Here is a 17,874-nt window from a genome sequence, read left to right as displayed (position 1 = left end):
CTTGCCGGCGAACCGGGCGCCGCGGTGTACCTGTTGCACCGCGTCATCGTTCTTCGCGCTGTAGGAGCCAGGCTTGCCGGCGAACCGGGCGCTGCGGTGTACCTGTTGCACCGCGTCATCGTTCTTCGCGGGCAAGCATCGCTCCTACAGGCGAACCAGTCGCTGCCCGTTCACTCCCACAGACACATCAGGAATAACTGTTCACCAACACTATTTCCCCAACGTTCTAGCCTGAACTGACAACGCCATGATCAAGGAAGATGCACCATGCCAACCATTCACCAGGCGCATCGATTGCGCACCGGGCGCTTTTCAGCGCCGGGGCAGATCTATCTGGTCACAACCGTCGTTCAGAACCGGGCCCCCGTATTCAGGGACTTCATGCAAGGCCGGCTCGTGGTCGATGCATTGAAGAAGGCGCAGGAAGAAGAGCTGGTGCTTTCGCTGGCCTGGGTTGTCATGCCGGACCATCTCCATTGGCTGTTCGAGCTCAAAAACAACACGCTTACTTGCATCATGGCGAGGACAAAATCACGCATTACGCTCGCGTTGAATCGTTCGCTCGAGCGCGATGGATCACTCTGGCAACATGGCTTTCATGACCGAGCGATCCGCAGGGATGAAGACCTGCCGGCAGTGGCACGCCATATCGTGGCCAATCCGCTGCGAGCGGGACTGGTCGAGAAAATTGGGGACTATCCGTTGTGGGATGCCGTGTGGCTGTAGAAGCTAACTGCTGCGGTGTGCCTGCTCCAACGCGTTCTCCGCGGGCAATCGGATCGTCGCACCGCTGACGCCTATAGGACTTTGCACGCGCTCCCGACACACCTGCCATAACGTTAACTCCCCATGCTCACCGGTCTGCGGTAGCACACGTACATCGTTTTAGATCAGCACTGATATCCGCGCCCCGGCGTTCGAGCGCGTGAAATGCGTGTAGTACTAAGTCAAGCGAACAGCGTCAAGGCACAGGCCAGTGAGTTTCGGCGCAAAATTCGTATACCATATCTCTAACTCAATCCGAACGACCGCCGCCGTGAACTCACCCAAATTCAACGCTCCCGACTTGGGCAATGCGCCTTCGACATCGGAAATCATCACTCGCCATCTGCGTGACGCCATCGTCGCGGGGCATTTCGCCGAAGACGAGCCTATTCGCCAGGACGACATCGCCCGACAGTTCAACGTCAGCAAGATCCCGGTCCGCGAGGCCCTCAAGCGTCTGGAAGCCGAAGGCCTGGTGATGTTCCAGCGCAATCGCGGGGCAATGGTCACGCGTGTGTCCGATGCCGAACTGGCACAGATGTTCGAAGTGCGCATGTTGCTCGAAGACAAGGTTCTACGCCTGGCCATTCCCAACATGACCGAAGACACATTCGCCCGCGCCGAACGCATCTGCCAGGAGTTCATCGGCGAAGATGACGTGGGACGCTGGGCTGAGCTCAACTGGGAACTCCACGCCTGTCTCTACGAGCCGGCGCAACGTCCGTTTCTGGTGAGCCTGATCCGTTCGGTCAACGACAAACTGGAACGTTATCTGCGGATGCAGATGAGCCTCTCCTCCGGGAAGGAGCGGGCCGACCACGAGCACCGGGAGATCGTCGAAGCCTGTCGCGCGGGTGACGTCGACCGGGCAGTGAAGCTGCTCGACGAACACATCGCCGGGGTCTGCAAAACGTTGTTCGAGCACCTGCCCCACCACCCTTGACCGTCTGCTTGATTGTGCCGATTTCGTCATCGGCGCAGGATAAAACCATCAAGCCGCCAAACCCTCGCACGGGCCACTCTTGCGTTCACTCAACTGAACGGACGTGGCCCTGTCATGAAACGCATCACCGTGATCGATTCCCACACTGGCGGCGAACCCACCCGCCTGGTGACCGGCGGTTTTCCCGACCTGGGTACCGGCAGCATGGCCGAACGGCTTCGGCGACTGGCTGAACACCATGATCAATGGCGCGCCGCCTGCGTACTCGAACCACGGGGCAGCGACGTGCTGGTCGGCGCATTGTTGTGTGAACCGGTCGACCCCGCTGCCTGCGCCGGAGTGATTTTTTTCAACAATACCGGCTACCTCGGCATGTGTGGCCACGGCACCATTGGCCTGGTGGCGTCGCTGGCACACTTGGGCAAGATCGGTCCGGGCGTGCACAGCATCGAAACACCAGTCGGTACGGTACAGGCCACCTTGCACGACGACTACTCCGTCAGCGTGCGCAACGTGCCGGCCTATCGTTACCGCAAAGCCGTAGCCTTGCAGGTGCCGGGGATCGGCCAGGTGGTTGGCGATATCGCCTGGGGGGGCAATTGGTTTTTCCTGATCGCCGAACATGGCCTGCGAATCGACAGTGACAACCTGGAGGCGTTGACCGCTTACACCTACGCCGTGCAGCAAGCACTGGACATTCAGGGGATACGCGGTGAAGACGGCGGTTTGATCGACCACGTCGAACTGTTCGCCGATGACGCCCAGGCCGACAGCCGCAACTTTGTGCTCTGTCCCGGCAAGGCCTACGACCGTTCGCCCTGCGGCACCGGCACCAGTGCCAAGTTGGCGTGCCTGGCGGCCGACGACAAATTGCAACCGGGACAGATCTGGCGTCAGGCAAGCGTGATCGGCAGCGAGTTCGAGGGCTCCTACGAACGTCATGGCGAGCGCATCGTACCGACCATTCGCGGCCGCGCTTATATCAGTGCCGAAGCCAGCCTGATCATTGAACAGGCCGACCCGTTCGCCTGGGGCATTCGCCCATGAACCAAGGCCTGGCAGCCGATGTGATCGTGATCGGTGCGGGTATCATCGGCGCCGCTTGTGCCCAGGCGCTGGCCCGACGCGGCTTGCGCGTGCTGGTACTGGATGCTGGCCTGCACGGCGCGACAGCCGCTGGCATGGGCCATTTGCTGGTGCTCGATGACAACCCTGCCGAACTGGCCCTGAGCCAATACTCAGTGCAACGCTGGCGCGAACAGGCCCCACAACTGCCCGACAGCTGCGCTTATCGCCGCAATGGCACATTGTGGCTGGCGGCCAATGCCGAGGAAATGGCGGTGGCCCAAAGCAAACACATGAACCTTCAAGCCCGGGGCGTTACCTGCGAGCTGATCACGCGCAACGCCTTGCATGCCCGTGAACCGGAATTGCGCGATGGCCTGGAGGGTGGTTTGTTGATCAACGGCGACGGCATTCTCTATGCCCCGGCGACCGCCAACTGGATGCTCGACACTCAGGGCATCGAACAACGGCGGGCACGGGTCAGCGAGGTCGATGGCAACCGCGTGCGACTCGATGATGGCCAGTGGTTGAACGCTGAAGCGGTCATTTTGGCCAACGGCATCCAGGCCAATGACTTGTGCCCCGAGTTGCCGATCGAACCGAAGAAGGGCCACCTGCTGATCACCGACCGCTACCCCGGCAAGGTCACCCACACGCTGGTGGAGCTGGGTTACGTCACCAGCGCCCACAATGCGACGGGACCGTCGACCGCCTGCAACATTCAGCCCCGCCCCACCGGGCAATTGTTCATTGGTGCTTCGCGACAATTCGGCACCACCGACCCGCAGGTCGAAGGTTGGATGCTCGCGAAAATGCTCAAGCGCGCCACCGAATACATGCCGGGCCTGGCTCAACTCAACGGTATCCGCGCCTGGACCGGTTTTCGCGCCGCCAGCCCGGACGGGCTGCCGCTGATTGGCCAGCACCCCAAACGCAAAGGCCTGTGGCTGGCGGTCGGGCACGAAGGACTGGGGGTCACCACGGCGCCCGGGACTGCCGATTTACTGGTCGCGCAATTGTTCAATGAGACGCCGCCTCTGGCGGTACAACCCTATCTGCCGCAACGTTTTCTCGAAGAGGCCGCCTATGCTTGATTTGATCATGGATGGCCGCGCGCTGAAGGTGGCCGCGGGCACGACGGTGGCTGCTGCACTGGTACTGGCCGGCGACGGTTGCAGTCGCACTGCCGTCAGCGGTCAGCGCCGCGCACCGCTGTGCGGCATGGGCATCTGCCAGGAATGCCGGGTGACCATCGACGGTCGCCGCCGACTGGCCTGCCAAACGCTATGCCAGCAAGGCATGCAAGTGCAGACCCGAGCATGAACGAATACGCCGACCTACTGATCATCGGCGCTGGCCCCGCCGGCATGAGTGCCGCCCTCGCCGCAGCGTCCAGTGGCGCGCGCATTGTGGTGCTCGACGACAACCCGTTGCCGGGCGGCCAGATCTGGCGCGACGGGCTCCAGGCCAGCCTGCCGGATCAGGCGCGGCAAATGCGCGAGCGCCTGCAGGCCAACAGCAATATCCGCCACCATGCCGGCACCCGTGTAATTGCCCTCGCTGGTGCCAAGCAATTGCTGGTGGAAGACGCCGACCGAGGCTGGTTGATCGGCTATGACAAACTGATTCTATGTACCGGTGCCCGTGAATTGCTGCTGCCCTTCCCCGGCTGGACGCTGCCAGGAGTGACCGGCGCGGGCGGACTTCAGGCGCTGATCAAGGGTGGCCTGCCCGTGCAGGACGAGCGTGTGGTGATCGCCGGCAGCGGTCCGTTGCTACTGGCCAGCGCGGCCACTGCGAAACACAACGGTGCCCAGGTGCTGCGCATCGCCGAGCAGGCCTCTGCGGTCGCGGTCGCAGGATTCGCCCTGCGACTGCCGCGCTGGCCGGGCAAGCTGGTGCAATCTTTCAGTCTGTTCGACCGTCATTACCGCACCGGCAGCCATGTCGTGGCGGCCTTGGGCAACGATCGGCTGGAAGCTGTGCGATTGCGGCATCGGGGCAAAATCGTCGAATTGGCGTGTGATCGCCTGGCCTGTGGTTTCGGCCTGATTCCCAACACCCAACTCGGTCAGGCCTTGGGCTGCGCGCTCGATGGCTCGGCGCTTGCCGTGGATGCCTGGCAAACCACGAGCCACACCGACCACTACGCCGCTGGCGAATGCACCGGTTTCGGCGGCAGTGAGCTGGCACTGGTTGAAGGGGCAATCGCCGGGCATGTGGCGGTGGGTAACACCGCGGCGGCACGGAATTTGTGGCCACGTCGCGCGCGCTGGCAGGGTTTCGCCAAGGCGTTGAACAGCGCCTTCGGCCTCGACCCGCAGCTCAAGTCGCTGGCGCAACCCGACACGCTGGTCTGTCGTTGCGAAGACGTACCCTACTCGGCACTGTCCGGGCACGTTGGCTGGCGCGAGGCCAAACTGGCCAGTCGCTGCGGCATGGGCGCCTGCCAGGGCCGGGTGTGTGGCGGTGCCTTGCAGTATCTGTTCGACTGGCAACCCACGGCGCCCCGGCCGCCGTTCAACCCGGCGCGCATCGAAACCCTGATGTGCCTGGATGACACGCCACCGGTGTAAACGCTCGCTTCGGGGTTTCGGGGGCGCTGCCGAGTCTTTATAGTCCCGGTAGTCGCCACCAGGCCCCTCTTGATATGTTCCCCTCACTCAATCATTTCAAACCCTGCGACCTGCCGACGCTGCTGAACAGTTTGCAGGCCATCGCGACGCTGCTCGATACCCTGACGGACGTGGTGTTTTTCATCAAGGACTGCGAGGCCCGCTACGTTTTCGTCAACCAGACCCTGGTCCGACGCTGTAGCTTCAAGCACAGTGACCAACTGCTGGGGCTGACAGCAGACCGTGTCTTCCCGGAGCGCTTTGGCCCGATTTACACCGAACAGGATCGACGGGTGTTGGCCACCGGACGCGAATTGGCCGACCAACTCGAACTGCACCTGTATTTCGGTAACCAGCCAGTCTGGTGCCTGACCCATAAACTCGCGCTGCGCGATGAACATGGGCAGATCGTCGGCCTGGCCGGCATTTCCCGTGACCTGCAGTTGCCCCAGTCCAACCACCCGGCGTTCCAGAAACTGGCAGCGGTGGACGCGCACATCCGTCGTCATTTTGCTCGACCTATCAGCCTTGCCGAACTGACGGCAATCGCGGGTTTTTCGGTTGCGCAACTCGAACGCCATTGCAAACGGGTGTTCCAGCTCACCCCACGGCAGATGATCCACAAGTCCCGGCTCGAAGAAGGTACGCGGTTGTTGCTGGAGAGCGACCTGCCCATCACCGAAATCGCCCTGCGCTGCGGCTACACCGACCACAGTGCTTTCAGCCGCCAGTTCCGTGCCCTCACCAGCCTTTCGCCCAGCCAGTTCCGCGATCGCGGTCGTTAAATGTTCCTTTAAGGGGCGCCCCGCACACAGGGTGCTCCCTTCTGTAACACCTGCCTGCCCGGCGGCACGACGCCGCTGCCATTTTCCTGACTCCTAAACCGCCCTGACTCAAGGGCTGGAAAATATTTGCCGGTAAAAAGGCAAATCGGCACAACCGTTGCTATTGTTAATATCGTATACGAAATCCCCAATACGATATCTAACAGCACTTCCGACAACGAGGCCTCTATGAAAAACCCCGCATTTGCCGTAGCCCTCAGCGCTGTTCTCAGTACTACCTTCATCGCCACCGCACAGGCTGACAAACTCGACGACATCATCGGTTCCGGGAAGCTGCGCTGCGCCGTGACGCTGGACTTCCCGCCCATGGGTTTTCGAGATGCCAGCAACGCCCCGGCGGGTTTTGACGTGGACTATTGCACCGACCTGGCAAAGGTCCTCGGGGTCGAGGCCGAAGTGGTCGAAACACCCTTCCCGGACCGCATTCCAGCACTGATATCCGGGCGGGCCGACGTGATTGTCGCCTCGACCTCCGACACCCTTGAGCGGGCCAAGACCGTCGGCCTGACCGTGCCGTACTTCGCCTTCCAGATGGTCGTCCTGACCCGCGATAACACCGGCATCAACAGTTTCGACGACATCAAGGGCAAGGCACTGGGCAACACCAGTGGCACCTATGAAGCCATTGCCCTGGAGAACGATGTGAAGAAATGGGGTACCGGTACCTTCCGTGCCTACCAGTCACAAAACGACACGCTGCTGGCGGTGGCCCAGGGTCATATCGACGCCACGGTGGTCACCAATACCGTCGCCGCCGCAACGATCAAGTCGGGTAAATACAAAAACCTGAAGATCGCCGGCAACGCGCCCTACACCATCGACTATGTCTCCCTGGGTACCAAGCGCAACGAGTACGGACTGCTCAATTACCTCAACCTGTTCGTCAACCAGCAGGTACGCAACGGTCGCTACAAGGAGTTGTTCACCAAATGGGTCGGCACCGAGATTTCGCCGAGCGACCTGACCGTGCCAAAGGTCTACTACTGAGGTGCCCGGCATGCCTAGGCCCACTTCTCTGACCGGTCGCAGCCTGGTCCCGGGCGCTGCCCAGGGTGCCCTGCTGTTTGCCGATGTCGGGTTGAGCTTCTGGGGCGGAGTCGACCCCTTGCGGGGTGAAATCATCGACCGTCACCATCCCCTCAGCGGCGAATACCTGAGCGGTCGAGTGCTCGCCATTCCCAGCGGACGCGGTTCGTGTACTGGCAGCAGTGTGCTGATGGAACTGATCAGCAACGGTCATGCACCAGCCGCGCTGGTACTGGCCGAAGCCGATGAGATCCTGACCTTGGGCGTGCTGGTGGCACAGATGATTTTCGAGCGCTCACTGCCGGTGCTCTGCATCGGCAGCGAGGCCTTCGCCGCCTTGCGCGGCAAGGCATTTGCCCGAATCGACGGTGCCAGTCTGGCCGTGTTCGATCACATCCCCGTCGACAACTGGCAGCCATCCGAAACGCCGACGCAGGCTCGCGATACCAGCACAGCAATCGAACTCAGCGAGTTCGACCACGCGTTGCTCAACGGCGCGCATGGCAAAGCGGCGCAGATGGCCATGCAAATCGTCCTGCGCCTGGCCGAACTGCAAGGTGCCCAGCGTCTTATAGATGTTACCCAGGCGCACATCGACGGTTGCATTTACACCGGACCTGCGAGCCTGCGCTTTGCTCAACAACTGGTGCAGTGGGGCGCCAAGGTTCGGGTCCCCACTACCCTCAATTCAATATCCGTTGACCAGCGTCGTTGGCGCGAGCTGGGCATCGACCCACTGCTCGGCGAGCCGGCCAGCGCCGTGGGCGACGCCTACATGGCCATGGGTGCACAGCTCAGTTTCACCTGTGCGCCCTATTTGCTCGACAGCGCACCGAAGGCCGGCGACCAGATCGTCTGGGCCGAATCCAACGCGGTGGTCTACGCCAACAGCGTGCTTGGGGCACGCACCCTGAAGTACCCCGACTACCTGGATATCTGCATCGCCCTGACCGGCCGCGCGCCCCTGATCGGCTGCCATCTGGACGCGCCACGCAAAGCCCGCTTGCGCGTTGAATTGCCGAAATTGGCTGAACTCGACGATGCGTTCTACCCCTTGCTCGGTTACCACATCGGCGCACTCGCGGGCAGCCGGATCCCGCTGATATTCGGCCTGGAACAACGCCAGCCAGACCTGGACGACTTGAAAGCCTTCGGCGCGGCGTTCGCCACCACGTCCGCCGCGCCGCTGTTCCACATCGCCGGGGTCACCCCCGAAGCACTCGACCCGGCGCAGGTACTGGAGCCGGATACTCCGCTGCCCGTGGCAACCATTCGCCTGGAGGACCTGCTGGTCAGTTGGCGTGAGCTCAACAGCGCCAGGGACAACCGCGTGGATGTGGTCTCGCTGGGTAACCCGCACTTCTCGCTCAGCGAGTTTGCCCGCTTGGCACAGCTGTGTCGCGACCGGGTCGAGCACCCCGAGGTGGTGCTCGCCATCACTTGCGGTCGTGCGGTGTTGGAGCAGGCCCGTGACGCCGGGTACATCGATGTCATTGAAACCTTCGGCGCCACGCTGGTGACCGATACCTGCTGGTGCATGCTCGGCGAACCGGTGATCCCGCGGGCCGCCACCACCTTAATGACCAACTCGGGCAAGTACGCCCATTACGCACCCGGCCTGGTGGGGCGCAACGTGCACTTCGCCAGCCTGGCCGAATGTGTCGATGCCGCCTGCACCGCCACCGCCAGCGGGCGTCTGCCGAGCTGGTTGCAACCTGCCTTGCCGATGGAGAACCGCTCGCATGTTTGACTACACCTTCCAATGGCGCACCGCGCTGCGCGCCTTGCCGGACATGCTCACCGGCGCGTGGGTTACGTTCGAGACCGCTGCGCTGTCGATGATTTTCGGTGTACTGATTGCCCTGGTCCTGACGGTCATGCGCGAAGCCAGGCACCCGCTGCTGCGTGGCATCGGCAACGGCTGGGTATCGATTGCCCGCAACACTCCGTCGCTGTTCCAGATTTACATCCTGTACTTCGGCCTCGGCTCACTGGGCCTGCATGTCAGCTCCTGGCTCGCGCTACTGGCCGGGATCACTTTCAACAACGCCGGTTATCTCGCGGAAAACTTCCGTGGCGGGCTCAAGGCGGTGCCCCACACCCAGGTACGTGCCGCGCGCTCACTCGGCATGAGTGCCTTCCAGACCTACCGCATGATCATCGTCCCGCAACTGCTACGAATCGTCTTCTATCCGCTCACCAATCAAATGGTGTGGGCGGTGCTGATGACATCGCTGGGGGTCATCGTCGGCCTTAACAATGACCTGACCGGAGTGACTCAGGAATACAACGTCAAGACCTTCCGCACCTTCGAATACTTCGCCATCGCAGCAGTGCTGTATTACCTGATTGCCAAGGCGATCGTCGCGGCAGCCCGGCTGATGGCCTGGCGGTTGTTCCGTTACTGAGGAGCTGTCCATGTTTTCCACCGAGTTTTCCTCCAATGACCTGTTGTTCCTGCTCGACGGCGCCTGGGTCACGCTGCAATTGACGTTCTGGGCGATCATTCTCGGTTCCATTGCAGGGCTGTTGTTCGGGTTGCTGCGCGCCCTGTTCCCACGGCTCAGCCTGCCGCTGGCCTGGGTGCTGGACGTGTTTCGCAGCGTGCCGTTGCTGATCCAGTTCGTCCTGTTCAACTCGCTCAAAAGCATCGTCGGCCTGAACATCAGCGCCTTCAGCGTCGGTTGCATTGTGCTGGGGGTCTACACCGCGGCGTACTTTACCGAAATCGTGCGCGGCGGCGTGCTGTCGGTGCCGTTCACGGTGCGCCGCGCCAGTCGTTCGTTGGGCCTGAGCTTCCTGCAGGACCTGCGCTGGATCGTCCTGCCGATGGCCACTCGCGTGGCCTTTCCCGGCTGGCTGAACCTGGTGCTAGGCGTGATGAAAGACACCGCGCTGGTGATGTGGATCGGCATCGTCGAACTGCTGCGCGCCTCGCAAACCATCGTGACCCGCATCCAGGAACCGTTGGTGGTGCTATGCATCGCGGGCCTTATCTACTACGTCATGAGCCTGGTGGTCGCACGCCTGGGCGCTCGTCTGGAAAGAAGGTGGCAAGAAAATGATTGAGATCGAGAACGTACACAAATCCTTCGGCAATCTCGAAGTGGTCAAGGGTGTGAACCTCACGGTGAGCAAGGGCGAGGTGGTGTCAATCATCGGTGGCTCCGGTTCTGGCAAATCGACCTTGTTGATGTGCATCAACGGCCTGGAGCCAATCCAGAAAGGCAACATCCGGGTCGACGGCGTCGAGGTCCATCACAACGCCACCGACCTGAACCGCCTGCGGCAGAAGATCGGCATCGTGTTCCAGCAATGGAACGCTTTTCCGCATTTGACTGTGCTGGAAAACGTCATGCTGGCGCCGCGCAAAGTGCTGGGTAAAAGCAAGGCCTGCGCCGAGGAACTGGCGGTACGGCAGCTGACCCACGTGGGCCTGGGCGACAAACTCAAGACCTTCCCCGGCAAGCTGTCTGGCGGTCAGCAACAACGCATGGCCATCGCCCGCGCCCTGGCCATGTCACCGGACTATATGCTGTTCGACGAAGCCACCTCGGCTCTGGACCCACAGTTGGTCGGCGAAGTGCTGGATACGATGCGCATGCTCGCCGAGGACGGCATGACCATGGTGCTGGTGACTCACGAGATCCGCTTCGCGCGGGACGTGTCCGACCGCGTGGCGTTCTTTCGCAACGGTCTGGTGCATGAGATCGGCTCACCGGATCAGGTGATCGGCAATCCGGTGCATGCCGAGACGGCGGCGTTTCTCAAATCGGTGAAATAACCGGTGGCCCCTTCGCGAGCAGGCTCGCTCCCACAGGATCTGGTGGTGTACACACAATCACGAGCCAATCCATAAACCTGTGGGAGCGGGCTTGCCCGCGAAGAGGCCCGAACAGTCAACACAAGGAGCAGAGAATGCGTTCATCGAAAGTGATTCATGTAGTCAGTTGCCACGCCGAAGGTGAAGTCGGCGACGTCATTGTCGGCGGAGTCGCACCACCGCCCGGCGCCACGGTGTGGGAACAATCGCGCTGGATTGCCAAAGACGAAAACCTGCGCAACTTCGTACTCAACGAACCCCGGGGCGGAGTGTTCCGACACGTCAATCTGTTGGTGCCGGCCAAGGACCCGCGGGCGCAGATGGCCTGGATCATCATGGAGCCAGCGGACACGCCGCCGATGTCAGGCTCCAACTCATTGTGCGTGGCCACCGTGTTGCTCGACACCGGTATCGTGCCAATGACCGAACCGCAAACCCGGCTGGTGCTCGAAGCACCCGGCGGCCTGATCGAAGCCGTCGCCGATTGCCGTGATGGCAAGGTCGAACGGGTGGAAATCAAAAACGTGCCGTCCTTCGCCGATCGTCTCGATGCGTGGATCGAAGTGCAAGGTGTCGGCACGCTCAAGGTCGATACCGCCTACGGCGGCGACAGCTTTGTGATCGCCGATGCCCAGGACCTGGGGTTTTCAATCAGCCCCGATGAAGCGGCCGACCTGGTGGCGGTTGGGTTGAAAATCACCCGGGCCGCCAATGAGCAATTGGGCTTTGTCCATCCACTGAACCCCGATTGGTCGCACATTTCCTTTTGCCAGATCGCCGCGCCCATCGTTCGTGAGCAGGGCATTGCCACGGGTGCCAATGCGGTGGTGATTCAACCGGGCAAGATCGACCGCTCGCCTACCGGCACTGGCTGCTCCGCGCGGATGGCCGTGTTGCAGGCCAAAGGCTTGATGGGCGTTGGGGACAGATTTATCGGTCGCTCGATCATCGGCTCAGCGTTCCACTGCCGTATTGACTCGCTGACCGAAGTGGCCGGGCGCCCCGCCATCTACCCGTGCATTTCCGGGCGGGCCTGGATTACCGGTACCCATCAATTACTGCTCGACCCAAGCGATCCGTGGCCACAAGGCTATCGACTGTCAGACACCTGGCCGGGTGCCTGAATGCTCAATCGCTGATCCCCGACCAACGGCCCGAAAAAACACCCGAAAACGTAAACAAACCACTGGCTGATTTCTTTCACTTTCAATATCGTATACGAAATACAATAAACAATCTGGAGGCAACAATGAGCAAGCGTGTTAACTGGAGTGGCGTGTTCCCAGCGGTGACCACTCAATTCAACGATGACTTCTCCATCAACCTGGAAAAAACCCATGAAGTCATTTCCAACGTGATCCGCGACGGCGTATCAGGACTGGTGGTTTGCGGCTCGGTAGGCGAAAACACCTCGCTGAGTGCCGCCGAAAAAATTGCCGTGACCGAAGTCGCGGTCGCGGCCTCGGGCGGCCGTGTACCGGTGATTTGCGGCGTAGCCGAGTTCACCAGCGTGGAAGCGGCCAAGGTCGCTAACGCGGTACGCAGGGTCGGCGTCGATGGCGTGATGCTAATGCCGGCGCTGGTCTACGGTTCCAAGCCGTTCGAAACCGCCGAGCATTACCGTTACGTGGCGAAAAACGCCGACGTGCCGCTGATGGTCTACAACAACCCGCCAATCTACAAAAACGACGTGACCCCGGACATCCTCATAGCCCTCGCCGACTGCGACAACGTGGTGTGCTTCAAGGATTCCTCGGGCGACACTCGCCGCTTCATCGACATTCGCAATGAAGTGGGAGACCGTTTCGTGTTGTTCGCCGGCCTCGACGACGTGGTGCTGGAAAGCCTCGCCGTGGGCGCTGAAGGCTGGGTGTCGGGCATGTCCAACGTATTCCCCAAAGAGGGCGAAACCATCTTCCGCCTGGCCAAGGCCGGACGCTATGCCGAAGCCATGCCGATCTACGAATGGCTGATGCCGATCCTGCACCTCGACGCCCGTGCCGACCTGGTGCAGTGCATCAAGCTGTGCGAAGCCATCGCCGGTCGCGGCAGCGCCCTGACCCGTCCGCCACGCCTGGCCCTGCCGGAAGCCGATCGCGTCTTTGTCGAGCAGATCATGGCCAAGGCCCTGGCCAACCGTCCGCACTTGCCGGACGTCGGTCTCTGAGTGATTGCCGGGTGGGTCTTCGCGGACCCGTCCCGGCTGCCTGTTTTTGCGCATCTACAGGAAACGCCAGCATGTCCAACGCTCAACACCCGTCTAGCGCAACCACACCCTCGGGACTCAAACGTGTCGTGGCCGCCGCCATGGCCGGCACCGTTGCCGAATGGTATGAATTCTTCCTTTATGGCACCGCTTCGGCACTGGTCTTCGGCCAGTTGTTCTTCCGCCAGACCGACAGCCCCATCGATGGCATCATCGCTGCCTTCGCCCTGTATGCCGTGGGCTTTCTCGCCCGTCCGCTGGGCGGGCTGGTGTTCGGTCACTACGGTGACAAGTACGGCCGCAAACGCCTGCTGCAATTAAGCCTGGTGGTGGTTGGCATCACCACCTTCCTGATGGGCTGCCTGCCCGGCTTCAACCAGATCGGCTATGCCGCGCCGGTGTTGCTGGTGCTGTTGCGGTTGATCCAGGGCTTCGCCTTTGGCGGCGAATGGGGCGGTGCGATCTTGCTGGTGTCCGAGCACTGCCCGGACAACCGTCGAGGCTTCTGGGCCAGTTGGCCACAAGCCGGTGTTCCAGCCGGCAACCTGGTGGCGACGGTTGCCCTGCTGCTGTTGTCGTCGAACCTGTCCGAGGAGCAATTCCTCGCCTGGGGCTGGCGCGTAGCATTCTGGTTCTCGGCCGTGGTGGTACTGATCGGCTACTGGATTCGCACCAGTGTCGATGACGCACCGATTTTCAAGGAGGCCCAGGCTCGTCAGGCGCAGACCAGGCATCAGCAACTGGGCGTGGTCGAAGTGCTGCGCCACCACTGGCGTTCGGTGCTGGTCGGTATCGGCGCGCGGTTTGCCGAGAACATCCTCTACTACACCGTCGTGACCTTCTCGATCACTTATCTGAAACTGGTGGTGCACAAGGACACGTCAGAGATTCTGTTGCTGATGTTCGGCGCTCACTTGCTGCACTTCTTCCTGATTCCGTTGATGGGTTATCTGTCGGATCTGGTCGGGCGCAAACCGGTTTACCTGGTGGGTGCAGTACTCACCGCGTTTTGGGGATTCGTCGGCTTCCCGATGATGGACACCGGCAACAATTGGCTGATCATGGCGGCCATCACCCTGGGCCTGGCCATCGAATCGATGACCTACGCGCCCTACTCGGCGCTGATGGCCGAGATGTTTCCGACCCACGTGCGCTACACCGCACTCTCGCTGTGCTACCAGGTGGCGCCGATCTTCGCAGGCTCGCTGGCGCCACTGATCGCGATCACCCTGCTCAACAAGTACCACAGCTCGACACCGATCGCGCTCTATCTGGTCGGCGCTTCGCTGATCTCCATCGTGGCCGTCGGGCTGACCCGGGAAACCCGTGGCAAATCGTTGCACACGGTGGATGCCGAGTCTGCTGCGCGGATTGCGGCGCTGGGCCCGACCGCGACAACCCCACGTCGCGCCGACTCACTGGCGTAAACCCTGTAGGAGCGAGCATGCTCGCGATGGACGTCAACGATGACGCGTGCATTCTGGATTCACGCGGTGCCCTTGAGTGCCTCGCGAGCATGCTCGCTCCTACAGGGGAGTTGAATTACCCCCCTTTTTTGACAGGAGCCTTTTAGATGCCTGAGATCCTCGGTCACAACTACATCGGCGGTACACGCAGCGCCGCTGGCAGCATCGCGCTGCGAAGCCATGACGCAAATACCGGCGAAGTCCTGCCCTTCTCGTTCATGCAAGCCACCGCAGAAGAAGTGCACGCTGCCGCCCAGGCCGCCGCAGCCGCCTACCCGGCCTTTCGCAACCTGCCGGCCAGCCGCCGTGCGGAATTTCTCGAGGCCATCGCCACGCAACTGGACGCGCTTGACGATGAGTTTGTCGCCCTGGTCACTCGCGAGACGGCACTGCCAACCGCTCGTATACAGGGTGAGCGTGCTCGCACCAGCGGCCAGATGCGCCTGTTCGCCCAAGTCCTGCGTCGTGGTGATTTCTACGGAGCGCGCATCGACCGCGCCTTGCCCGAACGCCAACCACTGCCACGGGTAGACCTGCGTCAGTATCGAATCGGTGTCGGCCCGGTCGCCGTTTTCGGCGCGAGCAATTTCCCCCTGGCGTTCTCCACCGCCGGTGGCGATACCGCTGCCGCCCTGGCCGCCGGTTGCCCGGTGGTGTTCAAGGCCCACAGTGGACATATGGCAACTGCCGAACGGGTGGCTGATGCGATCATTCGCGCCGCCGAGCAGACGGACATGCCCAAGGGCGTGTTCAACATGATCTACGGCTCCGGCGTGGGCGAAATCCTGGTCAAGCATCCGGCGATCCAGGCTGTTGGTTTCACCGGCTCACTCAAGGGCGGCCGTGCCCTGTGCGATATGGCCGCTGCAAGATCACAACCGATTCCGGTGTTCGCTGAAATGAGCAGCATCAACCCGGTCGTGGTGTTGCCTCAAGCCTTGCAGGTTCGTGGCGAAAAAATCGCCAGTGAGCTGGTGGCATCGGTGGTCCAGGGCTGCGGTCAGTTCTGTACCAATCCCGGCCTGGTCATCGGCATCTCGTCACCGCGATTCGACGCTTTCACAGCGCTGCTCAGTGGTCTGATGAGCGAGCAACCGCCCCAGACCATGCTCAACGCCGGAACCCTTGCCAGCTATAAAAAAGCGCTACAGGCACTGCTCAGTCATCCAGGGGTGACCCACCTGGCCGGTCAAGAACAGCTGGGCAACCAGGCCCGACCACAACTGTTCAAGGCCGACGCCAGCCTGCTGCTCAAGAGTGATGCGCTGCTGCAGGAAGAGGTATTCGGCCCGACGACCGTGCTGGTTGAAGTCGCCAATGCGGGGGAACTGCAGCAAGTGTTGCAAAGCTTGCACGGTCAACTGACCGCCACGTTGATAGCAGAAACCCTCGACCTGCAAATCTGCACAGGCGTCTTGCCGCTGCTGGAGCAGAAAGTCGGTCGTGTGCTCTTCAATGGCTACCCTACCGGCGTCGAAGTCTGCGATGCGATGGTACATGGCGGCCCCTACCCGGCCACTTCCGATGCCCGTGGCACCTCAGTCGGCACCCTGGCCATCGAGCGATTCCTGCGCCCGGTGTGCTACCAGAACTGCCCCGACACCTTGCTGCCCGAAGCGCTTCAGAACGCCAACCCACTGGGCCTCAATCGCCTGGTCGATGGCATCCTCCAGCGCCAGTCGCTGTAAACCGAACGGGCGCCATGGGCGCCCGTTTCCTTTTCAATCCAGCAGTGCCTGCAAATCCCTGTACAACGCCTCGGGAACCTGCACCCCCTCCACCAGGCTGCGCGCCCGCGACTCATAGCGTCGTTGCGAGGGCAAGCGCGCGCCCTGCCCTTCAATTCCCTGAAACAACGCTTCTGCCCTGGCCAGGTGTTCCTGGGTTGCATCGCCCAAAAAGCGCCGGGGATCCAGAGCGATGATCAGTTCGCCATGATAAGGCGATGACTTGCTGCCCGCGTCGTAAGCCAGTGATTCAGCGCTTGTCAGGTCACCAATCAACGGCCCGGCGATCAACTCCACCATCGCCGCCAGTGCCGATCCCTTGTGCCCGCCGAACGTCAGCATCGCGCCACTGTCGAGCACCACGCTCGCATCGTTGCTCGGATGGCCTTGCCCATCCACTCCCCACCCTTCGGGGATCGCCTTGCCGGCTCGTCGATGCAGTTCGATATCGCCGCGAGCGATGGCGCTGGTGGCAAAGTCGAATACAAAAGGCTCTTGCCCGCCGCGCGGCCAGCCAAAGGCAATGGGATTAGTGCCGAACAGTGGCAAGTGCCCCCCGGCCGGCGCCACCCAGGCATGACTAGGGTTACACGCCAGCGCGACCAGGCCGGTCCCCGTCAGTTGCTCGATCTCCACCCATAACGCGGAAAAATGCACACAGTGGTTGATCGCCAACGCGGCAATCCCGTTGGCACGGGTTTTCTCGGTCAACAGGGGGAGCCCCGCCTGAAACGCCAACTGCGAAAACCCGCCACCGGCATCCACCCGCACAATCGACGGCGCCTGGTCGATGACCCTCGGCTCGGCATCGGCCGACACCTTGCCCGCTCGCAGGGAATTGACACAACCAAGAATCCGGTACAACCCGTGAGAGGCGCAGCCATCACGCTCACCGGCCATTACCGTCGCCGCCACCGCTTGCGCATGGGCCAGATTAAAACCGTTGTGCAACAGGATCGATTCGGCCAGTTCACGGGCTTCGATCAGGGTCAGTCGAATCATGGTCATCTCCTGGGAAAGACCTGTCAGGGTGATCCGCTCGAAGCAACGAGGCTTGATGCCTTTTGATGCAGGAGGTGACGAAATCGGCATAGCCAAGGCACGCATACCCTGAGAACGGAAGGGTATCGTGCACGTCTGGAGGTCCGAGACGCGTTTCATGTGCAGGCGCGATCGCACGGCTCACGGCGGCGAGCACTGTAGGAGCGCCCCCCCCAGCAAAATGCTGACGCTGAACGCCGCCATCGCTCAGTGGTCACAACAATTGATGGCATCGCAACTGATGTGGCCTCAAGCCTGCTTCCTTCAGCCGCGGCGCTTACAATTCACACATTCCTGGGCGCGCCGGATAACCTTCAGTGAGTTCAGTCCTTTCGACACAGGCGCTGACTGC

At 61.7% G+C, this 17,874-nt stretch carries 17 protein-coding genes; 16 read left to right on the top strand and 1 reads right to left on the bottom strand.

The annotated features are described in order from the left end of the window. Positions 1–267 precede the first annotated feature (267 nt). From PG5_RS14055 to PG5_RS13980, 16 genes are all read left to right on the top strand, one after another. A complete protein-coding gene (locus PG5_RS14055; protein WP_020797792.1) occupies positions 268–726 on the top strand; it encodes a transposase in 459 nt (152 codons plus the stop codon). A gap of 310 nt (positions 727–1,036) precedes the next feature. After that, entirely contained in the window at positions 1,037–1,708 is a 672-nt protein-coding gene (locus PG5_RS14050; RefSeq protein WP_020797791.1) for a GntR family transcriptional regulator, read from the top strand. 114 nt (positions 1,709–1,822) lie between these two features. After that, positions 1,823–2,755 (top strand): 4-hydroxyproline epimerase, encoded by a 933-nt coding sequence (locus PG5_RS14045; protein ID WP_020797790.1) that lies wholly within the window; start codon positions 1,823–1,825, stop codon positions 2,753–2,755. Next, the gene (locus PG5_RS14040) at positions 2,752–3,867 is read left to right on the top strand and encodes an FAD-binding oxidoreductase (protein ID WP_020797789.1); all 1,116 of its coding nucleotides are present in this window, start codon (positions 2,752–2,754) and stop codon (positions 3,865–3,867) included. The genes PG5_RS14045 and PG5_RS14040 overlap by 4 nt, the downstream gene beginning before the upstream one ends. Continuing rightward, a complete protein-coding gene (locus tag PG5_RS14035) occupies positions 3,860–4,096 on the top strand; it encodes a 2Fe-2S iron-sulfur cluster-binding protein (RefSeq protein WP_020797788.1) in 237 nt (78 codons plus the stop codon). The genes PG5_RS14040 and PG5_RS14035 overlap by 8 nt, the downstream gene beginning before the upstream one ends. Then, positions 4,093–5,349, top strand: a complete 1,257-nt coding sequence (locus PG5_RS14030; protein ID WP_020797787.1) for an FAD/NAD(P)-binding oxidoreductase — start codon at positions 4,093–4,095, stop codon at positions 5,347–5,349. Before PG5_RS14035 ends, PG5_RS14030 begins: the two co-directional genes overlap by 4 nt. Before the next feature lie 74 nt (positions 5,350–5,423). Beyond that, a complete protein-coding gene (locus PG5_RS14025) occupies positions 5,424–6,173 on the top strand; it encodes an AraC family transcriptional regulator (RefSeq protein ID WP_020797786.1) in 750 nt (249 codons plus the stop codon). A 228-nt stretch (positions 6,174–6,401) separates the two neighbouring features. After that, positions 6,402–7,220: a transporter substrate-binding domain-containing protein gene (locus PG5_RS14020; protein ID WP_020797785.1), complete on the top strand. Its 819-nt coding sequence runs from the start codon at positions 6,402–6,404 to the stop codon at positions 7,218–7,220. Between the two features lie 10 nt (positions 7,221–7,230). Then, positions 7,231–9,009: an aconitase X gene (locus tag PG5_RS14015; RefSeq protein WP_020797784.1), complete on the top strand. Its 1,779-nt coding sequence runs from the start codon at positions 7,231–7,233 to the stop codon at positions 9,007–9,009. Next, positions 9,002–9,667, top strand: a complete 666-nt coding sequence (locus PG5_RS14010) for an amino acid ABC transporter permease (RefSeq protein ID WP_020797783.1) — start codon at positions 9,002–9,004, stop codon at positions 9,665–9,667. The genes PG5_RS14015 and PG5_RS14010 overlap by 8 nt, the downstream gene beginning before the upstream one ends. Positions 9,668–9,677: 10 nt before the next feature. Then, positions 9,678–10,328, top strand: coding sequence for an amino acid ABC transporter permease (locus PG5_RS14005; protein ID WP_020797782.1), 651 nt, complete (start codon positions 9,678–9,680; stop codon positions 10,326–10,328). After that, positions 10,321–11,043, top strand: a complete 723-nt coding sequence (locus tag PG5_RS14000; protein WP_020797781.1) for an amino acid ABC transporter ATP-binding protein — start codon at positions 10,321–10,323, stop codon at positions 11,041–11,043. Before PG5_RS14005 ends, PG5_RS14000 begins: the two co-directional genes overlap by 8 nt. A gap of 134 nt (positions 11,044–11,177) precedes the next feature. Further along, on the top strand, positions 11,178–12,206 hold the full coding sequence (locus PG5_RS13995) for a proline racemase family protein (RefSeq protein ID WP_020797780.1): 1,029 nt from the start codon (positions 11,178–11,180) through the stop codon (positions 12,204–12,206). 125 nt (positions 12,207–12,331) lie between these two features. After that, positions 12,332–13,249, top strand: a complete 918-nt coding sequence (locus PG5_RS13990) for a dihydrodipicolinate synthase family protein (protein ID WP_020797778.1) — start codon at positions 12,332–12,334, stop codon at positions 13,247–13,249. A gap of 71 nt (positions 13,250–13,320) precedes the next feature. Then, positions 13,321–14,715: a fosfomycin efflux MFS transporter AbaF gene (gene abaF / locus PG5_RS13985; RefSeq protein WP_042955413.1), complete on the top strand. Its 1,395-nt coding sequence runs from the start codon at positions 13,321–13,323 to the stop codon at positions 14,713–14,715. A gap of 146 nt (positions 14,716–14,861) precedes the next feature. Next, complete coding sequence (locus PG5_RS13980; RefSeq protein WP_020797776.1) at positions 14,862–16,442, top strand: aldehyde dehydrogenase (NADP(+)); 1,581 nt, start codon at positions 14,862–14,864, stop codon at positions 16,440–16,442. Between the two features lie 33 nt (positions 16,443–16,475). On the opposite strand, the gene PG5_RS13975 is transcribed toward PG5_RS13980, so the two are convergent. After that, positions 16,476–17,483, bottom strand: coding sequence for an Ldh family oxidoreductase (locus PG5_RS13975; RefSeq protein ID WP_042955412.1), 1,008 nt, complete (start codon positions 17,481–17,483; stop codon positions 16,476–16,478). Positions 17,484–17,874: the final 391 nt, after the last annotated feature.

Source organism: Pseudomonas sp. G5(2012) (assembly GCF_000408945.1).
GTDB lineage: Bacteria > Pseudomonadota > Gammaproteobacteria > Pseudomonadales > Pseudomonadaceae > Aquipseudomonas > Aquipseudomonas umsongensis.
Note: the sequence above shows the minus strand (reverse complement) of the source record. Positions and strands in the feature narration are given on the sequence as shown.

Bases quoted from the DNA above. Each gene is read 5' to 3' on its own strand.
- PG5_RS14055 (WP_020797792.1), top strand. From the start codon at position 268: ATGCCAACCATTCACCAGGCGCATCGATTGCGCACCGGGCGCTTTTCA.
- PG5_RS14000 (WP_020797781.1), top strand. From the start codon at position 10,321: ATGATTGAGATCGAGAACGTACACAAATCCTTCGGCAATCTCGAAGTG.
- PG5_RS13995 (WP_020797780.1), top strand. From the start codon at position 11,178: ATGCGTTCATCGAAAGTGATTCATGTAGTCAGTTGCCACGCCGAAGGT.
- PG5_RS14030 (WP_020797787.1), top strand. From the start codon at position 4,093: ATGAACGAATACGCCGACCTACTGATCATCGGCGCTGGCCCCGCCGGC.
- PG5_RS14035 (WP_020797788.1), top strand. From the start codon at position 3,860: ATGCTTGATTTGATCATGGATGGCCGCGCGCTGAAGGTGGCCGCGGGC.
- PG5_RS14010 (WP_020797783.1), top strand. From the start codon at position 9,002: ATGTTTGACTACACCTTCCAATGGCGCACCGCGCTGCGCGCCTTGCCG.
- PG5_RS14025 (WP_020797786.1), top strand. From the start codon at position 5,424: ATGTTCCCCTCACTCAATCATTTCAAACCCTGCGACCTGCCGACGCTG.
- PG5_RS14005 (WP_020797782.1), top strand. From the start codon at position 9,678: ATGTTTTCCACCGAGTTTTCCTCCAATGACCTGTTGTTCCTGCTCGAC.
- PG5_RS13980 (WP_020797776.1), top strand. From the start codon at position 14,862: ATGCCTGAGATCCTCGGTCACAACTACATCGGCGGTACACGCAGCGCC.
- PG5_RS13990 (WP_020797778.1), top strand. From the start codon at position 12,332: ATGAGCAAGCGTGTTAACTGGAGTGGCGTGTTCCCAGCGGTGACCACT.
- PG5_RS14045 (WP_020797790.1), top strand. From the start codon at position 1,823: ATGAAACGCATCACCGTGATCGATTCCCACACTGGCGGCGAACCCACC.
- PG5_RS14020 (WP_020797785.1), top strand. From the start codon at position 6,402: ATGAAAAACCCCGCATTTGCCGTAGCCCTCAGCGCTGTTCTCAGTACT.
- PG5_RS14040 (WP_020797789.1), top strand. From the start codon at position 2,752: ATGAACCAAGGCCTGGCAGCCGATGTGATCGTGATCGGTGCGGGTATC.
- PG5_RS14015 (WP_020797784.1), top strand. From the start codon at position 7,231: ATGCCTAGGCCCACTTCTCTGACCGGTCGCAGCCTGGTCCCGGGCGCT.
- PG5_RS13975 (WP_042955412.1), bottom strand. From the start codon at position 17,483: ATGATTCGACTGACCCTGATCGAAGCCCGTGAACTGGCCGAATCGATC.
- abaF (WP_042955413.1), top strand. From the start codon at position 13,321: ATGTCCAACGCTCAACACCCGTCTAGCGCAACCACACCCTCGGGACTC.